The following is a 19,065-nucleotide window of genomic DNA, read 5'->3' on the forward strand; positions in this document are numbered from 1 at the left end:
ACCCGCCGCGGCCGAACTCGGCCGTCGTTCGCGGGGCGCGATCGGTAGCGTCAGGGGCGTGAGCAGGTTCTACGTCACCACGCCGATCTACTACGTCAACGCGGAACCCCACCTGGGGCATGCGTACACGACGATCGTCGGCGACGCGCTCGCCCGCTGGCACCGTCTGCTCGGTGACGACGTCAAGTTCCTCACGGGCACCGACGAGCACGGCCTGAAGATCCAGCAGGCGGCCGAGGCGGCCGGCAAGTCACCACAGGCGTTCACCGACGAGATCGCGCCCAAGTTCGAGCACGCGTGGGAGCGCCTGAACATCGCCAACGACGACTTCATCCGCACGACCGAACCGCGCCACAAAGCAGCGGTCGCCGAGCTGCTGCAGCGCTGCTACGACGCCGGCGACATCGAACTCGACACCTACAGCGGGAAGTACTGCGTCGGATGCGAGCTCTACTACGCGGACGACGAGCTGGTCGAGGTCGACGGCGTCGCCGAGTGCTGTCCGATCCACAAGCGACCGGTCGAGACGCTCGAGGAGGAGAACTACTTCTTCCGACTGAGCCGGTTCGAGGACCGACTGCTCGATTGGTACACGCAGCACCCGGGAGCGATGAAGCCCGACAACCGGGCCAACGAGGCGATCGGCCTGATCAAGGGCGGTCTGCGCGACTTCTCGATCAGCCGGACCAGTCTCGAATGGGGCATTCCGCTGCCGTGGGACCCCGGGCACGTCACCTACGTCTGGTTCGACGCGCTGACGAACTACCTGGCCGCGACCGGTTTCGGCGACGATCAGCAGGACTACACCGACTGGTGGCCCGCCGACTTCCACCTGATCGGCAAGGACATCGTCCGTCAGCACTGCGTGTACTGGCCGGCGATGCTGATGTCCGCCGGGGTCGAGCTCCCGAAGGGTTGGGGCATCGGCGGATGGCTGCTCGTCGACGGTGAGAAGATGGCCAAGTCCGGCGGCAACGTCGTCAACCCGCTCGATCTCATCGACACGGTCGGCGTCGACGGGTTCCGCTACTACGTGCTCGCCGAGACGCCGTACGGCAGCGACGGCGACTTCAGCTACGAAGGTCTGGTCGGCAGGTACAACAGCGACCTCGCGAACAATCTGGGCAACCTGGCCGCGCGAGTCGCCACGGTCGTCGCCAAGAAGTGCGACGGCATCGGGCCGGCACCCAGCGCCGACAGCCCGCTCGCCGCCGCGGCGGTCAGCGCCTACGCCGAGACCGCGCAGGGGTGGGACGACGTCGCCCCGTCGAAGGCCCTCGACGCCACCTGGTCGCTGATCCGCGCCACGAACGGTTACCTCGAGGCCAACGAACCGTGGAAGTCCGAGCCCGGCGCCGAGGTCGACGCCGTGATGGGCGACGCGCTCGAGGCGTTGCGGATCGTGGCGATCCTGGCGTTCCCGGCTGTGCCCGAGACCGCGCAGGCGGTGTGGGAGCGGATCGGCTTCGAGTCCGACATCGTCGACCAGCGGCTGCCGGACGCCGCGGCGTGGGGCGGGTATCCCGGCGGGCTGACGGTGACCAAGGGCGACTCCCTCTTCCCCCGCATCAAGCTGTGAACCTGTTCGACAGCCACTGCCACGTCCACGACGAGCGGATGCCCGGCGGTGTCGACGGCGCGGTCGAAGCCGCCCGAGCGGCCGGGGTCACGACGATGGTCACGGTCGGTTGCGACCGCGAGACATCGCTGGCGGCCATCGCCGCGGCCGAGCGGCACCCCGATGTGTGGGCCACCGTCGGCCTCCACCCCCACGAAGCGCTGCACACGGTCGACACGATCACCGACCTCTTCGACCACCCGCGCGTGGTCGCCGTCGGCGAGGCGGGGCTCGACCACTACTACGACCATTCGCCGCGGGCCGAACAGGCGGAGGCGTTCGCGGCGCAGATCCGCCTGGCCCACGAGCTCGCACTCCCGCTGGTCATCCACACGCGCGACGCGTGGGACGAGACGTTCGAGATCCTCGACGCGGAGGGCATGCCCGAGCGCACGATCTTCCACTGCTTCACGGGCGGTCCCGCCGAGGCGGCCGGGTGCCTCGAGCGCGACGCGTACGTGAGCTTCTCGGGCATCGTCACGTTCAAGAGCGCGGCCGACGTCCAGGCCGCCGCCACGATCGTGCCGATCGACCGCATGCTCGTCGAGACCGACGCGCCGTACCTGGCGCCCGTGCCCCATCGCGGCAAGACCAACCAGCCCGCCTGGGTGGCCCACACCACGCAGTTCCTCGCCGACCTCCGTGACGAACCGGTCACGGCCATCGCCGACGCGACGTCCGCGAACGGCCGGGCGGCGTTCCCGAAGATCGGAAGCTGACCGGCCGCAGTAGCCTGGAAGCCGCTGCCCGCCCTGCCCCACCCGGCGGCGTACGACCCACGATGCACGAAGATTTTGCGCAACGACGACGAGTCGCCCTCGCCCTGGCGATCACGGTGATCCTGGTGCCGGCGGCGTTCCTGCTCAACCGGGGCGGTACCGACGCCGCCGACGAACCCGACAGCACGCTCGTCGGCCCCGCGATCATCCCGGGGGCGAGCACGCCGCCCACGCTCGACGAGGCGTCCGACGGTCCGAACGCCACCACCGATCCGATGGGCACCACGCCCCCCGATTACATCCAGGGCACGGTTCCGCCACAGGCCGACGATCCGGCGACGATCGCGATCCCGCGGGTCGGCCGCTCGATCCGTGGCGCGGCCAGCTTCAGCCGCAGCATCACCGACCCCGCCGCGTGCCAGATCCGTGACGTGGCCACCATCCCGTTCGACACGGCGATCACGGTCACCAACCTCGACAACAGCCAGAGCATCCGCTGCATCGTGAGCGTCGGCGGCGCGGTGCCCGATCAGGCGGTCATCCTGAGCGCCGACGCGTTCCTCCAGATCGGTGATCTCACCGACGCCCCCCTGTCGGTCGAGATCTCCTGGTGACGCACTCCCGCACCCGAATCCACGATCTGCTGGGCGCCGGCGGCCTGGCACCGCGACGCGACCTCGGTCAGAACTTCGTCGCGGACCCGAACACCGTGCGGCGGATCGCTTCGCTCGCCGCCATCGGCTCCGGCGACCACGTGGTCGAGATCGGTGCCGGCCTCGGTTCGCTCACCCTCGCACTGGCGGAGACCGGCGCCGCCGTCACGGCGATCGAGGTCGATCACGGCATCGTCCCGGCGCTCCGCAACGTGGTCGCCGACCTCGACAACGTCCACGTCGTCGAAGGTGACGCCACCCGACTCGACTGGACCGAACTCCTCGCCGGCGCCGATCGGTGGACCCTGGTCGCCAACCTGCCCTACAACGTCGCCACGCCGCTCGTGTGCGACCTCCTCGACGACGTCCCCCAGGTCGAGTCCCTGCTCGTCATGGTGCAGCGGGAAGTCGCCGAGCGGATGGCCGCCGGCCCCGGATCGAAGCAGTACGGCGCAGTCAGCCTCAAGGTCGCCTACTGGGCGAGCGCCCGCGTGGTCGGACTCGTTCCGGCATCGGTCTTCGTCCCGCGACCCAACGTCGAGTCGGCGCTCGTCCGGATCGACCGGCGTCCGCCGCCCGACGTGGCGCCCGGCGTACTCTTCACGCTGGTCAAGGCGGCGTTCGGGCAGCGCCGCAAGATGCTGCGCAAGTCGCTCCGCGACCGCGTGTCCGCCGAACAGTTCGAGTCCGCCGGTGTGTCGCCGGAGGCGCGCCCCGAGGAGTTGGGCCTCGACGCCTGGTGCCGGCTCGCGACGGCGGTGGCGCCGTGATCACGCCGGCTCCCGCCAAGCTCACGTTGTCGCTGCAGGTCACCGGCACCCGTGACGACGGCTACCACCTGATCGACGCCGAGATGGTCAGCCTGTCGTTGGCCGACGAACTCGAGTTCGTGGCCACGGCCGAGCCCACCAGTCTCCGAGTCGGTGGCCCCTTCGCCGACGGGGTCCCGACCGACGAGTCGAATCTCGTCGCTGCGGCACTGCGACGGGCCGGACGATCGGCGAGCGTCGAGATCCGCAAGAACATCCCGCACGGCGGCGGGCTCGGCGGCGGGTCGACCGATGCCGCCGCGGCGCTCCGATGGGCCGGTTGGTCGGCGACGCCCGACGACCTGATCCGGGCGAGCGAGATCGGTGCCGACGTCGCGTTCTGCCTCGTCGGTGGACGCGCCCGGGTGAGCGGTATCGGCGAGATCGTCGAACCGCTCCCCCACGTCGACCGCACCGTCACCCTCGTGATCCCGCCGCTCCACGTCAGCACGCCGGCCGTGTATCGGGCGTGGGACGAGCTCGGCGGGCCGACCGGCGACGGTCCCAACGATCTCGAGGCCGCGGCGATCGCGGTCGAGCCAGAACTGGCGCGTTGGCGAGATCTGATCGAGGCGGCGTGTGGCCGGACCCCGATCCTCGCCGGCAGCGGCGCGACCTGGTTCGTGCACGGGGAGCACGACAACGCCCTCGCTGCCGTGGGCAACGAGGGCGCAGAAATCTTGGTCGCGACGACGACCCGAGCATCCTGACCTGGCATCGGCGACAACCGGGACCACGTCGGATCGGGACGGCCGCGACGGCCGGACGGATGGAGTTATTTACGACGCTGATGACGCGTGCGGCGAAGCATCTTCTTGTGCTTCTTCTTGCGCATGCGCTTGCGGCGCTTCTTGACGAGCGATCCCATAAGGCTCGCCACGCTATCGGGAAGGCCGCCAACCCGGACACCCGACTGCGGTCGAGTGCGTCCGGCACGGTGGTCGGCGACTTGGCGAACGGAGGTCGGCGACCGGCCGGCCGGGCGCTACCGTGGTGGCGTCGGCCGGCACGTCCGGTTCGGTGACCGTCCGGGGTCGTTCAATGGTAGGACAGCGGTTTTTGGTGCCGTCGATGGGGGTTCGAATCCTCTCCCCGGAACGATGACTTCCCGCATTGCCGACGACCGCCCGTGTTCGGCCACGCTGCCGCGATGACCGTCTCCGCGATCGTCCTCGCCGCCGGTGCCGGCACCCGGATGCGTTCCGAGCGGCCCAAGCCGCTGCACCGCATCTGCGGGCGTCCGATGGTGCTCCACGTCATCCACGCGCTCGAGCGGCTCGAACCGGCACGGACCGCGGTGGTCGTGGGCCACGGTGCCGAGCAGGTCACCAAGCGTGTCCAGGCGTCGGCACCCGACTGGGCCAACGTCGTGTTCGCCGAGCAGGTCGAGCAGAACGGCACGGGCGACGCTGCGGCGATCGGTATGGCCTCGCTCGGTGGCGACGACTACGACGACGATGCGACGGTCATCGTCCTGCCCGGCGACACGCCGCTGCTCGACGCCGACACGCTCGACGAGTTGGTCGCCACCCACGTCGCGAACTCCAACGCCGCCACGATGCTCACGAGCGTCATGCCCGACCCGACCGGCTACGGCCGCGTGCTGCGCGCGTCCGACGGCCGGGTCCTGCGCATCGTCGAACAGCGCGACGCCTCCCCCGAAGAGCTCGACGTCACCGAGGTGTGCACGAGCATCTACGCGTTCCGACGCGATCTCCTCGGCCCGGCGTTGCGCAACCTCAACACCGACAACTCCCAGGGCGAGTTCTACCTCACCGACGTCATCGCCGGTCTGGCCGGCATGGGCCACCGTGTCGGCGCGGTGCAGGCGCCTCCCACCGAGACACAGGGTGTCAACGACCGCTGGCAGCTCGCCCTCGCCGAACGCGAGCTCCGCAATCGCACGAACCGGCGGTGGCTGCTCAACGGCGTGACGATGCTCGACCCGCGCCAGACCTTCATCGACGTCTCGGTCCGACTCGGTCGCGATGTCACGATCTACCCGGGCACGATCCTGCAGGGCGACACCGTCGTCGGAGACGGCACCGACCTCGGCCCCGACACCCAGCTCGACAGCTGTCGAGTGGGCGACGATTGCGTGGTCAGCCACACCGTCGCGGTCGACGCATCGATCGGCGACGGGGCCACGGTCGGCCCCTACGCCCACCTGCCGGCCGGCGCTTCCGTCGTTGCCGGGTCCACGACCGGCGCGTTCTACACTGCACCTGTTCCCGACTGACCGATCATCGCCCCGGGGAGGGGCCCCCTCATGGAAAAGGTCACCACCAAGAAGCTTGCGCTCTATTCGGGTCGCACCCATCCCGAGCTCGCGCAGGAAGTGGCACAGCACCTGGCGCAGCCGGTCGGAGACGCCAACATCGTCGAGTTCGCGAACGGCGAGATCCGGCCCCGATTCGCCGAGAGCGTGCGCGGTTCCGACGTGTTCATCATGCAGAGCCACTACGGCGTCGACGGCCACTCGGTCAACGATTCGCTGATGGAGCAGCTCGTCATGATCGACGCGGCGTACCGGGCGTCGGCCAAGCGCATCACCGCCGTGTGCCCGTTCTACGGGTACGCACGCCAAGACCGCAAGGCCGAAGGGCGCGAGCCGATCACCGCCCGGCTCGTCGCCGACATGTTCAAGGCCGCCGGCGCCAAGCGGATGATCTCGATCGACCTGCACTCCGGCCAGATCCAGGGTTTCTTCGACGGACCGGTCGACCATCTCACGGCCGGGCCGGTCCTCGAGAACTACATCCGTGCCCAGGCACCCGATGCGCCGGTCATCGTGTCGCCCGACTCGGGCCGCATCAAGGTCGCCGAGCGCATGGCCCAGCACCTCCACGACTGCGACGCCGACATCGCGTTCATCTACAAGCGCCGCCCCAAGGGCCAGGCCAACGTGGTCGAGGCCAAAGAGGTCATCGGCGACGTCAAGGGTCGGCTGTGCATCCTGACGGACGACATGATCGACACCGGCGGCACGATCGTGTCGGCGGCCGAGATCCTGCTCGAACGAGGCGCCACCGAGGTCTGGGCGATGGCCACGCACGGCGTGCTGTCCGGTCCGGCGGTCGATCGTCTCAAGAACGCACCGCTCGAGCGCCTGATCCTCACCAACACGCTGCCGCTGCCGCCCGAGAAGCAGCTGCCGCAGATCGAGGTCCTGTCGGTCGCCGAGATCATCGCCGAAGCGCTGAGCGCCGTGTTCGACGACACCAGCGTCAGCGAGATCTTCGGCGGCGAGAACCTCGCCTGAGGCGCCGTCTCCGGGCCGACGCGCCGACACCCCGACGCAACCTGGCGGTTGGTACCGAACCGGCGCGGTTCTGTCACCGTTCTGTCACCGAGCGCCCGCAAGCTCGTTCCATCGCCGCACGCCGGTGGCGACACGAACCTGGAGGGCACGCATGGCATCCCAGCAGGGCTCCCTGGAGGTCATCTCCGACGCCGACGACCGCCCGGCCGACGTCACGATCCAGATGCGCGGCCCCAACGTGGTCGTCCGCTCGTCGATGCACATCGATCGAGCCGCGACCGACAGCGTCGCCCATCTGGTGAACGCATCGGTCACCAGCGAGGTCGTCGTCGTCATCGATCCCGAACAGATCGAATGCAGCGATGCGTTCGCGTCGACGCCCGCCGCGGTCGCCGAGCTCCGCTGCTGCGAACGCCGCCGCTGCCGGGCCCGCGACGTCGAGACCGCCGGCGACGGGGTGCTGCGGGTCGCCGGTGAACAGTCGTGGTGGACGATCGACATCGCCACGGGGCGATTCCTCCGCAGCGACCAGCCGCTCGACGTGCACTTCATCGGCGACGATGCCTGGATCCCGCTGCAGGGCGTCTGGATCTCGGACGTCAAACTGTCGGTGATGACGGCCGACGGAGCCCTCATCACGGGCTACCGAGCCCGCACCGACGAACGGTGCACCCGCCGACTGGCGAGCTGAACCGCGATTGCCCGGCGTTGCCGGTGTGGCCGCCGGAACCCTCCGGTAGCATGGCTCGCTGCTCGTATCACTGCTCATTGAGGCTGATCAACCATGTCTGAGACCGTTCTGACCGCAACTTCCGGCCGCTCCACCGGGAGCGCCAACGCTCGTCGCCAATTGGCGACCGATTCGATCCCCGCGGTCGTCTACGGCATGGGCATGGACCCGATCAGCATCTCGGTGCCCCGGCGTGACCTGCGCAAAGCGCTCTCGGGCAGCGCCGCGATGAACACGATCCTCGACCTCGACGTCGACGGCACCGTCTACCCGGCGATCGTCAAGGACATGCAGCGCGACCCGGTCCGCCGCACGGTCCGCCACGTCGACTTCATCCAGATCGACCTGAGCGCCGAGATCACCGTCTCCGTGCCGGTCCATCTCACGGGTCACGCCAAGGCCGTCAGCGACGAGGGCGGCCTCGTCGACCTCAACCGCAACGAGCTCGAGATCTCGACCACACCGCGGAACATCCCCGACGAGATCGTCGTCGACGTGACCGACATGGACATGGACACGACGATCACCATCGGCGACCTCGACCTGCCGGACGGCGTCACCGCCACCGGCGAAGACGACTGGGCCGTCGTGACCGTCCTCACCATGCGCACTCCGGTGCTCGACGACGAAGACGCCGCGGCCGCCGAGGCTGCCGAGGACGCGGCCGCCGACGCCGAAGGTGGCGACGCCGCGGCCGATGCCGGCGGCGACGACGCCGCCGAGTGACGCCCCCTGGCGTCCGCTGACCCATGGGCCTCTTCGACCGGCGTGCCGGAAAGGGCGCGCCGTTCGACTGGCTCGTGGTCGGACTCGGCAACCCGGGCCCCAAGTACGAGCGGACGCGCCACAACGTCGGTGAGGAAGTCGTCCGACTGCTCGCCGAACGCCACGACGCCCCGCTCAAGGCCGGCCGCGACAACTCGCTGATCGGCGAGGCCCGTTTCACCGCCGATGGCGACACCGTCCGTGCAGCGCTGGCGTTCCCGCTGACCTTCATGAACGAGTCGGGCCGTGCCGTCTCGTCGCTGGTGCGCCGCTACCGGATCGAGTCGCCCGAGCAGATCATCGTCGTCCAGGACGAACTCGACCTCGAACCGGGTGTCGTCAAGCTCAAGAACGGTGGCGGGCTCGCCGGGCACAACGGCCTGCGCAGCATCGCGCAGCACCTCAGGTCACAGGACTTCCTCCGCGTCCGGATCGGCGTCGGCAAACCGCCGAACAAGGAACGCGGCGCCGGACACGTGCTCAACAAGGTCCCCCGGCGGGAGCGCGAGGTGCTCGACGTCGCCGTCCAGATCGCCGCCGATGCCGTCGAACTGATCATCGCGGATGGCATCGATGCCGCGATGCAAGACATCCATGGCCGGTGAGCTTGCGGCACTCCCGCCGCTCCTTCGTGACGAATCCGGACTGACTCGGGCGCTGTCGGACCCCCAGGCGCGCCTGGCGATCGTCGAGGTGGCGCGTCCGATCTCGATCGCCGCGCTCGCTCACCTGTCCGACCGCCGACCGCTCGTGGTCGCCTGCCCGACCGGGGCCATGGCCGGACAGCTGTACGACGACCTGTGCCAGTACGTCGGCGACGACGCGGTCGCTCACTTCCCGGCGTGGGAGACGCTGCCGTTCGAGCGGGTGAGCCCCGCCGTCGAGACGATGGGCGCCCGTCTCGAGGTGCTGTGGCGACTCCGCAGCAGCGACCGCCGACCGAAGATCATCGTGGCGGGGGTTCGGGCACTGCTGCAGAAGCTCGGACCGGGCGCCACCGACGTCGAGCCGATCGCCGTCCGACAGAACGCCATCATCGATCCCGATCAGCTCGGGGCCCAGCTCGTGGAGTTCGGCTACCGCCGTGAAGAACTCGTCGAGCACCGTGGCGAGTTCGCCCGACGCGGCGCCATCGTCGACGTCTATCCGTCGACCGCCGACGCGCCGATCCGCATCGACCTGTGGGGCGACGAGGTCGACCGTCTCACCACGTTCGGCGTCAACGACCAGCGCTCGATCGCCGACCTCGACGAGGCGCTGATCTTCCCCGCCCGCGAGCTGATGCCGTCCGACGACGTGCGCGAGCGGGCTGCCTCGCTCGTCGGCACCGAGCCGTGGGGTCGCGAACAGTGGGAGCGGCTCGCCGAGGGGACGCACTTCGAGGGCATGGAGTCGTGGGTGCCGTGGCTCGTCGACGAGCACGTGCTGCTGACCGACGTCCTGCCGTCGGAGGCCAAGACGATCCTGATCGAACCGCGCCGCATGCGCGACCGGGCCGCCGATCTCCTCGCCGAGGAAGACGACCTCGCGAAGGCGCTCGCCTCCACGTGGGCCCGCGATCCCGACAAGGAGTTCCCGCGGCTGCACGCCGACCCCGATCAGCTGCTCGCCGGTGGCGACGCCGGATTCTGGACGATCGACTCCACCCCCGAGTCACCCGACACCCCGCTCGTCGAGGCATCCGGCTGGGGCCCGATCGGTGGCGACGGCTCGGGGCTCACCGACCGGCTCCGGCAGATGCTCGCGGACGGGTTCGCCATCTCGGTCGCGGCCGACGGCACCGGCTCGGCCGAACGACTTCGCCAGATCCTGCTCGACCAGGACCTCGAGTTCGTCGTCGCCGGGGACGACACCGACGTGAGTCGGCCCGGCGGCTACATCGTGGTCGCTCCGCTCCATCGCGGCTGCACCCTGCCAAACGCCAAACTCGCCGTCATCGCCGAGTCCGATCTGACCGGTCGACGCAGGGCTCACCGCAAGGCCCGGACCCGCAAACGTGAGGGCACGGCCACCTTCGAAGACCTCAAGGCGGGCAACTACGTCGTGCACCACCAGCACGGGGTCGGCAAGTACGAGGGCATGGTCAAGCGCACGATCGGCGGCGTCGAGCGCGACTACCTGCTCGTCGCCTACAAGGGCGGCGACAAGCTGTACGTGCCGTCCGATCAGATCGACACCCTCCGGCAGTACGTCGGCGGCGAGGCGCCCGCGCTGCACCGCCTCGGCGGCAGCGACTTCGCCAAGGCCAAGGGCAAGGTCCGTTCGGCCGTGCGCGAGATCGCCCAGGAGCTCGTCGTGCTCTACCAGAAGCGGGTCAACGCCGAAGGGCACGCCTTCGGTCAGGACACCCCCTGGCAGCAGGAGATGGAAGACGCGTTCCCGTTCGTCGAGACGCCCGACCAGCGCACCGCGATCGACGAACTCAAGAGCGACATGGAGCGCCCGTTCCCGATGGACCGCCTCGTCTGCGGCGACGTCGGCTTCGGCAAGACCGAGATCGCGATCCGGGCGGCGTTCAAGGCGATCCAGGACGGCAAGCAGGTCGCCGTGCTGGCCCCGACCACGCTGCTCGCGAACCAGCACGGCAACACGTTCGCCGACCGCTTCGCCGGCTATCCGATCCGGGTCGAGGTGCTGTCACGCTTCTTGACCGCCGGTCAGGCCAAACAGGTCATGCAGGACCTCCGGGCCGGCGAGGTCGACTGCATCATCGGCACGCACCGCCTGCTCGCCGCCGACGTCACCTTCAAGGACCTCGGGCTCCTGATCGTCGACGAGGAACAGCGCTTCGGCGTGCAGCACAAAGAGCAGATGAAGAAGCTCAAGACCAACGTCGATGTGCTGACGCTCTCCGCCACCCCGATCCCGCGCACGTTGGAGATGAGCCTGGTCGGCATCCGTGACCTGTCGCTGCTCCAGACCCCGCCGGCCGACCGCCAGCCGATCCTCACCTACGTCGGCGAGTACGACGAGCGGGTCGCGATCGAGGCGATCCGGCGCGAACTGCTCCGCGAGGGCCAGGTCTTCTGGGTCCACAACCGGGTCCAGTCGATCGACACGGCGGCGGCCCGCCTGCGTCAGCTGGTCCCCGAGGCCCGCATCGCGGTGGCACACGGTCGCATGGACGAAGGCACACTCGAACAGGTCGTCGTCGACTTCTGGGAGGGCCGCTACGACGTCCTCGTCTGCACGACGATCATCGAGTCGGGGATCGACATGCCGACGGTGAACACGCTCGTGGTCGAGCGCGCCGACCTGCTCGGGCTCGGTCAGATGCACCAGCTGCGCGGTCGCGTCGGCCGCAGTGGATCACGGGCGTACGCCTACCTGTTCCATCCGCAGGACAAGGTGCTGACCGAGGAGGCGTACGAGCGCCTCAAGACGATCGGCGAGGCGACCGAACTCGGCTCCGGGTTCAAGATCGCGATGCGCGACCTCGAGATCCGGGGCGCCGGCAACCTGCTCGGACAGGCCCAGTCCGGTCACATCGCCGCCGTCGGCTACGACCTGTACTGCCAGATGGTCACCGAGGCGGTGGCCGAGATGAAGGGGGAGCCGGTCAAGCAGCCTGCCGAGATCAAACTCGACGTGCCGTCCGACGCGTTCCTGCCCGCCGAATACGTCGCCAAGGAGGAGCTGCGGCTCGAGGCGTACCGGCGGCTCGCCGGCGTGACCACGCACGCCGAGGTCGACGACATCCGAGCCGAGTGGGAGGACCGCTACGGCCCGCTCCCCGACCCGGCCGAAGCCTTGCTGATGGTCGGTCGCATGCGCGCCGAGTGTCACCGTCTGGGCATCACCGACCTCCAGATCACCAGCACCGACGCTCGGCTGGGACCGATCGAGTTGAAGCTGTCGTCGGCGACCCGCCTCAAGCGTCTGTCGAAGGGCGCGATCTACAAGGAGGATCTGCGACAACTGGTCGTCCCGATCCCGCACCGGCAGGACCCGGCCACCTATCTCGTCGGTTTCCTGCAGGAGCTGATCCCCGTCGCCTGACGGTCGGCCGATAGGTTGTCCGCCGTGAAGCGCTCGTTCCCCGCCCTGATCGCCGCGGCCGCCATCGCCCTGAGCGGTTGCGCCACGTTCACCGACGCCGACGTCGCCGCTCGGGTCGGCGACGACGAGATCACGGTCGATCAACTGTCGTCGATCGCCCGCGAGCAACTCGGTGACGACGACGCCGGCCGCTCCGACATGCAGACCATCGTCGGCATCCTCAACAACTGGGTACTCGACCGGGTACTGCGCGCCGACCTCGCCGCCGCCGGCATGCCGCTCGACGAGGTCGAGGGTGAACTCTCCGATGCCGTCCTCGGCGAATCGATCGACGCCTCGTTCGGGACCTGGCAGCAGTCGCCACCCACCGCGATTCCCGACGACGAGCTGCGTGACTGGTACGAGCGCGGCCCGACCGAATCGAACCTGACGTGCACGGCGCACATCCTCGTCGACGACGAGTCCACCGCCGACGAGGTGCTCGAACGCCTCGATGACGGCGACGCCTTCGGCGAGCTCGCAGCCGAGTACTCCACCGACACCTCCGCCGAGAACGGCGGAGCACTGCCCTGTTCGACCACGACCGACTTCGCAGAGCGGTACATCCCCGAGTACGTCGAGGCGGCGCTCGATGCCGACATCGGCGATCCGGTCGGCCCGGTCGAGTCGCAGTTCGGCTACCACGTCATCCTCGTGCGCCCGTACGACGACGTCGCGGCCGACGAACTGCTCGGTGTCATCTCGTCGTCGCCGCAGGTCCGGTTCGAGGTCGCCGCCGACGAACTCGACGTGTACGTCAACCCTCGGTACGGCGAGTTCGACCCGGCAAGCGGCGTCACGCCGCTCGGCTGACCCGATCGTGATCCCGACGTCGTGACCAGGCCACGCATCGTCGTCGCCGGACTCGGCCCGGGCGGCGTCGAACACGTCACCGCCGAGACCATCGCGGCCATCGAACGGATCCCGCACCGGTACCTCCGCACCGCGATCCATCCCTCGGCCGGGCTCGTCGGTGAGAGCGAGTCGTTCGACGAGCTCTACGAGTCGGCCGACCGATTCGAGGACGTGTACGCCGAGATCGTCGAACGCCTCGTGCGCGCGGCGTCCGAGCACGGTGAGATCCTCTATCTCGTCCCCGGCTCCCCGCTGGTGCTCGAACGGTCGGTGCGCACGCTCCGCGACGACGATCGCGTCGAGTCGACCATCCTGCCGGCAATGTCATTCCTCGACGTCGTGTGGGCCCGTCTCCGGATCGACCCGGTCGAGGCGGGGGTCCGTCTGATCGACGGCCACGAGTTCGCGACGGCCGCCGCCGGGCTCACCGGCCCGTTGCTCGTCGCCCACACGCACGCCAACTGGGTGCTGTCCGACATCAAGCTCGCGCTCGACGACCCCGACGGCGCGCTCGACGACACCCCTGTCGTCCTCCTCCAGGCGCTCGGCACACCGGACGAGCAGATCGTCGAGACCACCTGGGCCGCGATGGACCACACGATCGACGCGGACCACCTGACCTCGCTGTACGTGCCAGAACTGGGCGTCGGCGTCGGCGCCGGGTACGTACGCTTCCACCAACTCGCCCGCACGCTGCGCGAGCAGTGCCCGTGGGACATCGAGCAGACGCACCGGAGCTTGGTGCCGTACCTGATCGAGGAGTCGTACGAGGTCGTCGACGCGATCCAGGCACTCGGCGACGACCCCTCGTCCGACGACCTGCTGATCGAAGAACTCGGCGACCTGCTGTACCAGATCGAGTTCCACGCCACGATCGCCGAGCAGGAGGGCAGGTTCACGATCGCCGACGTGACCCAGGGCATCCACGACAAGCTCGTCCGCCGCCACCCCCACGTGTTCGGCGACGAGCACGGTGTCACCGCCGACGTCGACGGAACCGAGCAGGTGCTCGCCAACTGGGAGGACATCAAGCGGGCCGAGAAGGGTCGCACGTCGGTGTTCGACGGTGTCCCCAACTCGCTGCCGTCACTGGCCTACGCCCACAAGGTGCAGAAGAAGGCGGCCAAGGTCGGCTTCGACTGGCCCGACGTGGCCGGCGCCCTCCCGAAGATCGCCGAGGAGGCTGCCGAACTCACGATCGCAGCCGACGACGGTGACACCGCGGCGACCGCCGACGAGCTGGGCGACCTGCTGTTCGCCGTGGTCAACGTCGCGCGACACCTCCGCGTCGACCCCGAGTCGGCCTTGCGGGCAGCGGCCAACAAGTTCCGTCGCCGCTTCGAGGCGCTCGAGCAGATCGCCACGGCACGCGGCATCGTGGTCCACACCGCCGGACTCGACGCGCTCGACTCGCTGTGGGACGAGGTCAAGCGGGGCGAGTGAGCTTCAGCCGCGGGCCGAGCCACGCTCGGCCTGGGCGAGCAACGACTCGCCGAACCGATTGCGCAACTCGTACCGGTGCGCCGTAGCGGTCTCGATCGACCGGGCGGCCTCGTTGACCGAGAGTGCACCGAGCACCTGGAGCAGCCCACCGATGATCAGATAGGCGCCGAGGCGACCCCACTCGTCGGGCGGGCTCGTCTGGTCGATCGTCGAAAGACCACCGAGGAACTGCAGCTGTGCGAGGTAGCCGGCGGCGACGAGATAGGTCGCACGCAGCGGCCGATTGCGGGACTCCGCGGCTTGGGCGACGCGGAGCAGCGCGAGCAGCGGGACAGCGAGGAAGACGCACTGGAGCACGTACCCGGAGACCTGACCGACCCAGTCGTCGGCGCCACCGACGAGTTCGCGCCCCACGAACCAGGCGCCGATCACACCGATCGGCAGGCTCAGCGCGGCGACGATCGGGTTGCGTCGTACGCCGGTCGCTCGCCGCGCGTTGATCGCGGCGACGGCGATCCATGCCGTGGCCACGGGGATGACGGCGAACGCCAACCATCGCTCGACGACGCGAAGTCCGTCGAACAGGTTCCACGTGCGTTCGAGTTGGTCGGTGAGGACGCCGGAGTCGCGATCCTGCTGCCAGAGGAGCAGCACGAGGATCGCACCACCGATGGTGAGGATCCAGAGCCCGGTCATCATGACCGCCATCGCGATCCGCAGCGTGCTCGCCGCCGCGAACGGCTCTTCGGCCGACGACAACTCGCCATGGGTTCGGGACTTCACACGGTCGAAGACACCACGTTTCGCCGCGGGGGCCTCGACGACCTCGCTCCCGGGAGCCGGGGTGATCGTCGTGCGGGTGATCGTGGCACGCGCCTCGTCGAGTCGCTGCGTCGAGCCGACGCGCGGATCGTCCTCACGGGTCATGACCGACTCCACTCCCACACCTCACCATCGTCGCGCAATGTCCACGGCTTGAGCGGTTTCTTCCCCGGCCTCGTGATCGCTCGGAATCGGCGGGGCGAGCTGCGATGATGGAACCATGCGCGTGCACGTCGCTCACCCCTCCGAGCACCAGGCGATCGTGTCCCTCCCGTACCGTCTGCCGCTCGACGACTGGGACATGGACAACGTCCAACAGGTGCTCGGTCTCCACCGCCACGTCGTGAAGTTGCTGGAGTACGAGCACATCTCCTACGTCGTCAAAGAGCTGCCCGATGCGCTCGCGCTGCGCGAGTACCGGCTGCTGCGCGAACTCGACGAACACGGGCTCCCGACGGCCGAGGTGGTCGCAGCGGTCACGGGGCGGCCCAGCGGTGAGGGCCTGATCATCACCCGCCACCTCGACTATTCGTTGCCGTATCGGTCGTTGCTCATGGGCCGCGGTCTCAAGATCCCGTACCTCGGCGAACGGTTGCTCGATGCGCTCGTGGTCCTGCTGGTGCGCATCCACCTCGGCGGCTTCTTCTGGGGCGACTGCTCGCTGTCGAACACCCTGTTCCGACGCGACGCCGGTGCGTTGCAGGCATACATCATCGACATGGAGACCGCCGAGCGCCACGTCCGGCTCACCGACGGCCAGCGGGCGTTCGACCTGGAGATCGCCACGCAGAACGTCGCCGGTGGCCTGCTCGACCTCCAGGCGGCCGGTCGACTCGCCGACGACATCGATCCGATCGAGGTGGCACTCGCCATCGAAGAGCGCTACCACGCGCTGTGGGCCGAGCTGGTCTCCGAGCAGACCGCGCTGATCGGCGATGCCGTACCGATGCAGCGGCGCCTCGAGCGGCTGCACGAACTCGGCTTCGACGTCGAGGAACTCGAGGTCAACACCAACGCCGACGACGTCACCGTCAGCTTCGTCCCGCGCGTGGTCGAACACGGGTTCAGCGCCGAGCGGCTCGCCAACCTGACCGGCCTCGTCGCCGGCGAGAACCAGGCCCGTCGGATGCTCCAGGACATCATGAGTTACGGCGCATGGCTGCAGCATCAGTCCGACCGACCGGTGCCGCCGAACGTCGCCGCCGTCCGCTGGCTCGACCGTGTGTTCGAACCGGTGATGGCTGCGATCCCGCCGGAGATGTTCGAACGGCTCGAGGCGGCCGAGATCTTCCACCAGCTGCTCGAACACCGCTGGTACGTGTCGGAGCAGACCGGCACCGACGTCACCCTGATGGACGTGCTCGACGACTATCTCGCCGTGTTGGCCGACGCGCCGCCCGAGAAGCTGCAACTCGACGACGACCTCGCCGAACCCCTCGACGATCAGGACGACGATCCGGACGACGAGCCACCGGCAACCCCCGACGATCCGGATACGGTGTCGGGCCATGAGTGAGATCGTCCACATCGCCGGCCGTGAAATTCTCGATTCACGGGGCAACCCGACCGTCGAGGTCGACGTCGTGTTGGCGTCCGGCGCCATGGGCCGCGCCGCGGTGCCGAGCGGCGCCTCGACCGGCGAACACGAAGCGGTCGAACTCCGCGACGGCGGCGACCGGTATCTGGGCAAGGGCGTGCAGACCGCGGTCGGATTCGTGAACGACGAGGTCGCCGGCGTGCTCGAGGGCTTCGACGCCCTCGACCAGCGCGGCATCGACCGTGAGCTCCTCGATCTCGACGGCACCGAGAACAAGGGCCGCATCGGGGCCAACGCGATCCTCGGCACGAGCCTCGCGGTCGCCAAGGCAGCGGCCGACCACCTCGACATCCCGCTGTACCGCCACGTCGGCGGTGCCAACGCCCACGTCCTGCCGGTGCCGATGATGAACGTGCTCAACGGCGGTGTGCACGCCGACAACTCCGTCGACTTCCAGGAGTTCATGATCATGCCGGTCGGCGCCCCGTCGTTCAGCGAGGCGCTCCGCTGGGGCACGCAGACCTACCACGTGCTCAAGGGCGTGCTGCACGACAAGGGACTTGCCACCGCGGTCGGCGACGAGGGCGGTTTCGCCCCCGATCTCGACTCCAACGAAGACGCGATCAAGCTCCTGATGGAGGCGATCGAGGCGGCGGGGTTCACCCCCGGCGACGAGATCGCGATCGCCCTCGACCCCGCCGTCAGCGAGATCTACCGCGACGGCGCCTACCACCTCGACGGGGAGGGCAAGGTCCTCTCCCCCACCGAACTCGCCGACTACTGGACGCGCCTCGTCGACACCTACCCGATCGTGTCGATCGAGGACGGCATGCAGGAGGACGACTGGGCGGGTTGGGCGGCGCTCACCGCCGCCGTCGGCGACCGCTGCCAGCTCGTGGGCGACGACCTGTTCGTGACCAATAGCAAGCGGCTGCAGATGGGCATCGACCAGACGGTGGCCAACTCGATCCTCGTCAAGGTGAACCAGATCGGCTCGCTGACCGAGACGCTCGACACGGTCGAGCTCGCGACCCGTCACGGCTACACCGCCGTGATGTCGCATCGCTCCGGCGAGACCGAGGACTCCACGATCGCCGACCTCGCCGTCGCGACCAACTGCGGTCAGATCAAGACCGGTGCGCCGGCCCGTTCCGACCGGGTCGCGAAGTACAACCAGCTGCTGCGGATCGAGGCCGAGCTCGGCGAGACCGCAGCGTTCCGCGGTCGATCGGCGCTCGCGCCGCGTTGATCCAGCGGCGACGCGCGATGACCCCGCTCCACCGTGTCCACCTGACAGACTGATCGCGTGAGCGGCAAGAGCACTTCCACGATCGCGCGCCCCGACAGCCGTCGGCGGGCATCCGACCGTGGCCGGTCCCGGCTCGGCGACATCACGCGTCCGATCCACATCGATCGGCGGATCACCAAGCAGCGCCGCAGCACGGCGCTCCTCGCGCTGGTCGCCCTCGCGATCGCCGGGGCGCTCGCCGCCGCCCTCTTCGTGCTGCCCGTCCAGACCTACTTCGGTCAGAACGACCGCCTCGATCAGCGGCGCGATCAGTTGGCGCAGCTCGAACAGGTCAACGACGATCTCCGATCGGAGGTCGATCGTCTCCGCACCGACGACGGCGTCCGCGAAGCCGCGCGGGTCGAACTCGGCATGGTCGAGGCCGGCGAGCGGCGCCAGTCGGTCCTCGCGCTCCCCGACGTGCCGACCGAACTCCCCGACGGCTGGCCGTACTCGCTGGTCTCGGGCATCGCGGAGATGCGACGTCAACCCCCGCCGCCCGCGGCGGCGCAGCCTTGACGTCGGC

At 69.1% G+C, this 19,065-nt stretch carries 18 protein-coding genes and 1 tRNA gene; 17 read left to right on the top strand and 2 right to left on the bottom strand.

All coding sequences use genetic code 11. The features are described 5' to 3' along the window. Positions 1–58: 58 nt before the first annotated feature. The 5 genes from metG to R8G01_07850 all read left to right on the top strand — a co-directional run bounded on the left by metG (position 59) and on the right by R8G01_07850 (position 4,509). Complete coding sequence (metG, locus tag R8G01_07830; GenBank protein MDW3213887.1) at positions 59–1,579, top strand: methionine--tRNA ligase; 1,521 nt, start codon at positions 59–61, stop codon at positions 1,577–1,579. Then, complete coding sequence (locus R8G01_07835; GenBank protein ID MDW3213888.1) at positions 1,576–2,337, top strand: TatD family hydrolase; 762 nt, start codon at positions 1,576–1,578, stop codon at positions 2,335–2,337. The genes metG and R8G01_07835 overlap by 4 nt, the downstream gene beginning before the upstream one ends. 62 nt (positions 2,338–2,399) lie before the next feature. After that, complete coding sequence (locus tag R8G01_07840; GenBank protein ID MDW3213889.1) at positions 2,400–2,951, top strand: hypothetical protein; 552 nt, start codon at positions 2,400–2,402, stop codon at positions 2,949–2,951. Then, a complete protein-coding gene (gene rsmA, locus R8G01_07845) occupies positions 2,948–3,760 on the top strand; it encodes a 16S rRNA (adenine(1518)-N(6)/adenine(1519)-N(6))-dimethyltransferase RsmA (protein MDW3213890.1) in 813 nt (270 codons plus the stop codon). The genes R8G01_07840 and rsmA overlap by 4 nt, the downstream gene beginning before the upstream one ends. Continuing rightward, positions 3,757–4,509: a 4-(cytidine 5'-diphospho)-2-C-methyl-D-erythritol kinase gene (locus R8G01_07850; GenBank protein MDW3213891.1), complete on the top strand. Its 753-nt coding sequence runs from the start codon at positions 3,757–3,759 to the stop codon at positions 4,507–4,509. Before rsmA ends, R8G01_07850 begins: the two co-directional genes overlap by 4 nt. Positions 4,510–4,574: 65 nt before the next feature. On the opposite strand, the gene R8G01_07855 is transcribed toward R8G01_07850, so the two are convergent. Beyond that, on the bottom strand, positions 4,575–4,667 hold the full coding sequence (locus R8G01_07855) for an AURKAIP1/COX24 domain-containing protein (GenBank protein ID MDW3213892.1): 93 nt from the start codon (positions 4,665–4,667) through the stop codon (positions 4,575–4,577). 159 nt (positions 4,668–4,826) lie between these two features. Here R8G01_07855 and R8G01_07860 point away from each other — a divergent pair. The 9 genes from R8G01_07860 (at position 4,827) to mazG (ending at position 14,892) form a co-directional block, all read left to right on the top strand. After that, a tRNA-Gln gene (locus tag R8G01_07860) sits at positions 4,827–4,897 on the top strand. 52 nt (positions 4,898–4,949) lie between these two features. Then, positions 4,950–6,038: an NTP transferase domain-containing protein gene (locus R8G01_07865; protein MDW3213893.1), complete on the top strand. Its 1,089-nt coding sequence runs from the start codon at positions 4,950–4,952 to the stop codon at positions 6,036–6,038. Positions 6,039–6,068: 30 nt separating this feature from the next. Then, positions 6,069–7,061, top strand: coding sequence for a ribose-phosphate diphosphokinase (locus tag R8G01_07870; protein MDW3213894.1), 993 nt, complete (start codon positions 6,069–6,071; stop codon positions 7,059–7,061). Between the two features lie 151 nt (positions 7,062–7,212). Further along, complete coding sequence (locus tag R8G01_07875; protein MDW3213895.1) at positions 7,213–7,752, top strand: hypothetical protein; 540 nt, start codon at positions 7,213–7,215, stop codon at positions 7,750–7,752. A 93-nt stretch (positions 7,753–7,845) separates the two neighbouring features. Beyond that, positions 7,846–8,517: a 50S ribosomal protein L25 gene (locus R8G01_07880; GenBank protein ID MDW3213896.1), complete on the top strand. Its 672-nt coding sequence runs from the start codon at positions 7,846–7,848 to the stop codon at positions 8,515–8,517. A gap of 23 nt (positions 8,518–8,540) precedes the next feature. After that, the gene (pth, locus tag R8G01_07885; GenBank protein ID MDW3213897.1) at positions 8,541–9,161 is read left to right on the top strand and encodes an aminoacyl-tRNA hydrolase; all 621 of its coding nucleotides are present in this window, start codon (positions 8,541–8,543) and stop codon (positions 9,159–9,161) included. Continuing rightward, complete coding sequence (gene mfd, locus R8G01_07890; GenBank protein MDW3213898.1) at positions 9,151–12,555, top strand: transcription-repair coupling factor; 3,405 nt, start codon at positions 9,151–9,153, stop codon at positions 12,553–12,555. Before pth ends, mfd begins: the two co-directional genes overlap by 11 nt. 24 nt (positions 12,556–12,579) lie before the next feature. After that, positions 12,580–13,407 (top strand): peptidylprolyl isomerase, encoded by an 828-nt coding sequence (locus R8G01_07895; protein ID MDW3213899.1) that lies wholly within the window; start codon positions 12,580–12,582, stop codon positions 13,405–13,407. A 21-nt stretch (positions 13,408–13,428) separates the two neighbouring features. Continuing rightward, a complete protein-coding gene (gene mazG, locus R8G01_07900; protein MDW3213900.1) occupies positions 13,429–14,892 on the top strand; it encodes a nucleoside triphosphate pyrophosphohydrolase in 1,464 nt (487 codons plus the stop codon). Between the two features lie 3 nt (positions 14,893–14,895). Here mazG and R8G01_07905 read toward each other — a convergent pair whose 3' ends face one another. Continuing rightward, positions 14,896–15,819: a hypothetical protein gene (locus R8G01_07905; GenBank protein MDW3213901.1), complete on the bottom strand. Its 924-nt coding sequence runs from the start codon at positions 15,817–15,819 to the stop codon at positions 14,896–14,898. Positions 15,820–15,934: 115 nt separating this feature from the next. On the opposite strand from R8G01_07905, the gene R8G01_07910 reads away from it, so the two are divergent. From R8G01_07910 to R8G01_07920, 3 genes are read left to right on the top strand one after another with little or no spacing between them, the layout of a single operon-like run. Next, the gene (locus R8G01_07910; GenBank protein ID MDW3213902.1) at positions 15,935–17,230 is read left to right on the top strand and encodes a DUF4032 domain-containing protein; all 1,296 of its coding nucleotides are present in this window, start codon (positions 15,935–15,937) and stop codon (positions 17,228–17,230) included. Next, positions 17,223–18,500, top strand: coding sequence for a phosphopyruvate hydratase (gene eno / locus R8G01_07915; protein MDW3213903.1), 1,278 nt, complete (start codon positions 17,223–17,225; stop codon positions 18,498–18,500). Before R8G01_07910 ends, eno begins: the two co-directional genes overlap by 8 nt. A 57-nt stretch (positions 18,501–18,557) precedes the next feature. Then, positions 18,558–19,058: a septum formation initiator family protein gene (locus R8G01_07920; protein ID MDW3213904.1), complete on the top strand. Its 501-nt coding sequence runs from the start codon at positions 18,558–18,560 to the stop codon at positions 19,056–19,058. The last annotated feature ends 7 nt before the right edge of the window (positions 19,059–19,065 follow it).

The sequence above is a fragment of the Ilumatobacteraceae bacterium genome (genome assembly GCA_033344875.1).
Taxonomy (GTDB): Bacteria; Actinomycetota; Acidimicrobiia; order Acidimicrobiales; family Ilumatobacteraceae; genus Ilumatobacter.

Bases quoted from the DNA above. Each gene is read 5' to 3' on its own strand.
- R8G01_07840 (MDW3213889.1), top strand. From the start codon at position 2,400: ATGCACGAAGATTTTGCGCAACGACGACGAGTCGCCCTCGCCCTGGCG.
- R8G01_07855 (MDW3213892.1), bottom strand. From the start codon at position 4,667: ATGGGATCGCTCGTCAAGAAGCGCCGCAAGCGCATGCGCAAGAAGAAG.
- R8G01_07865 (MDW3213893.1), top strand. From the start codon at position 4,950: ATGACCGTCTCCGCGATCGTCCTCGCCGCCGGTGCCGGCACCCGGATG.
- R8G01_07870 (MDW3213894.1), top strand. From the start codon at position 6,069: ATGGAAAAGGTCACCACCAAGAAGCTTGCGCTCTATTCGGGTCGCACC.
- R8G01_07875 (MDW3213895.1), top strand. From the start codon at position 7,213: ATGGCATCCCAGCAGGGCTCCCTGGAGGTCATCTCCGACGCCGACGAC.
- R8G01_07880 (MDW3213896.1), top strand. From the start codon at position 7,846: ATGTCTGAGACCGTTCTGACCGCAACTTCCGGCCGCTCCACCGGGAGC.
- pth (MDW3213897.1), top strand. From the start codon at position 8,541: ATGGGCCTCTTCGACCGGCGTGCCGGAAAGGGCGCGCCGTTCGACTGG.
- mfd (MDW3213898.1), top strand. From the start codon at position 9,151: ATGGCCGGTGAGCTTGCGGCACTCCCGCCGCTCCTTCGTGACGAATCC.
- R8G01_07905 (MDW3213901.1), bottom strand. From the start codon at position 15,819: ATGACCCGTGAGGACGATCCGCGCGTCGGCTCGACGCAGCGACTCGAC.
- R8G01_07910 (MDW3213902.1), top strand. From the start codon at position 15,935: ATGCGCGTGCACGTCGCTCACCCCTCCGAGCACCAGGCGATCGTGTCC.
- eno (MDW3213903.1), top strand. From the start codon at position 17,223: ATGAGTGAGATCGTCCACATCGCCGGCCGTGAAATTCTCGATTCACGG.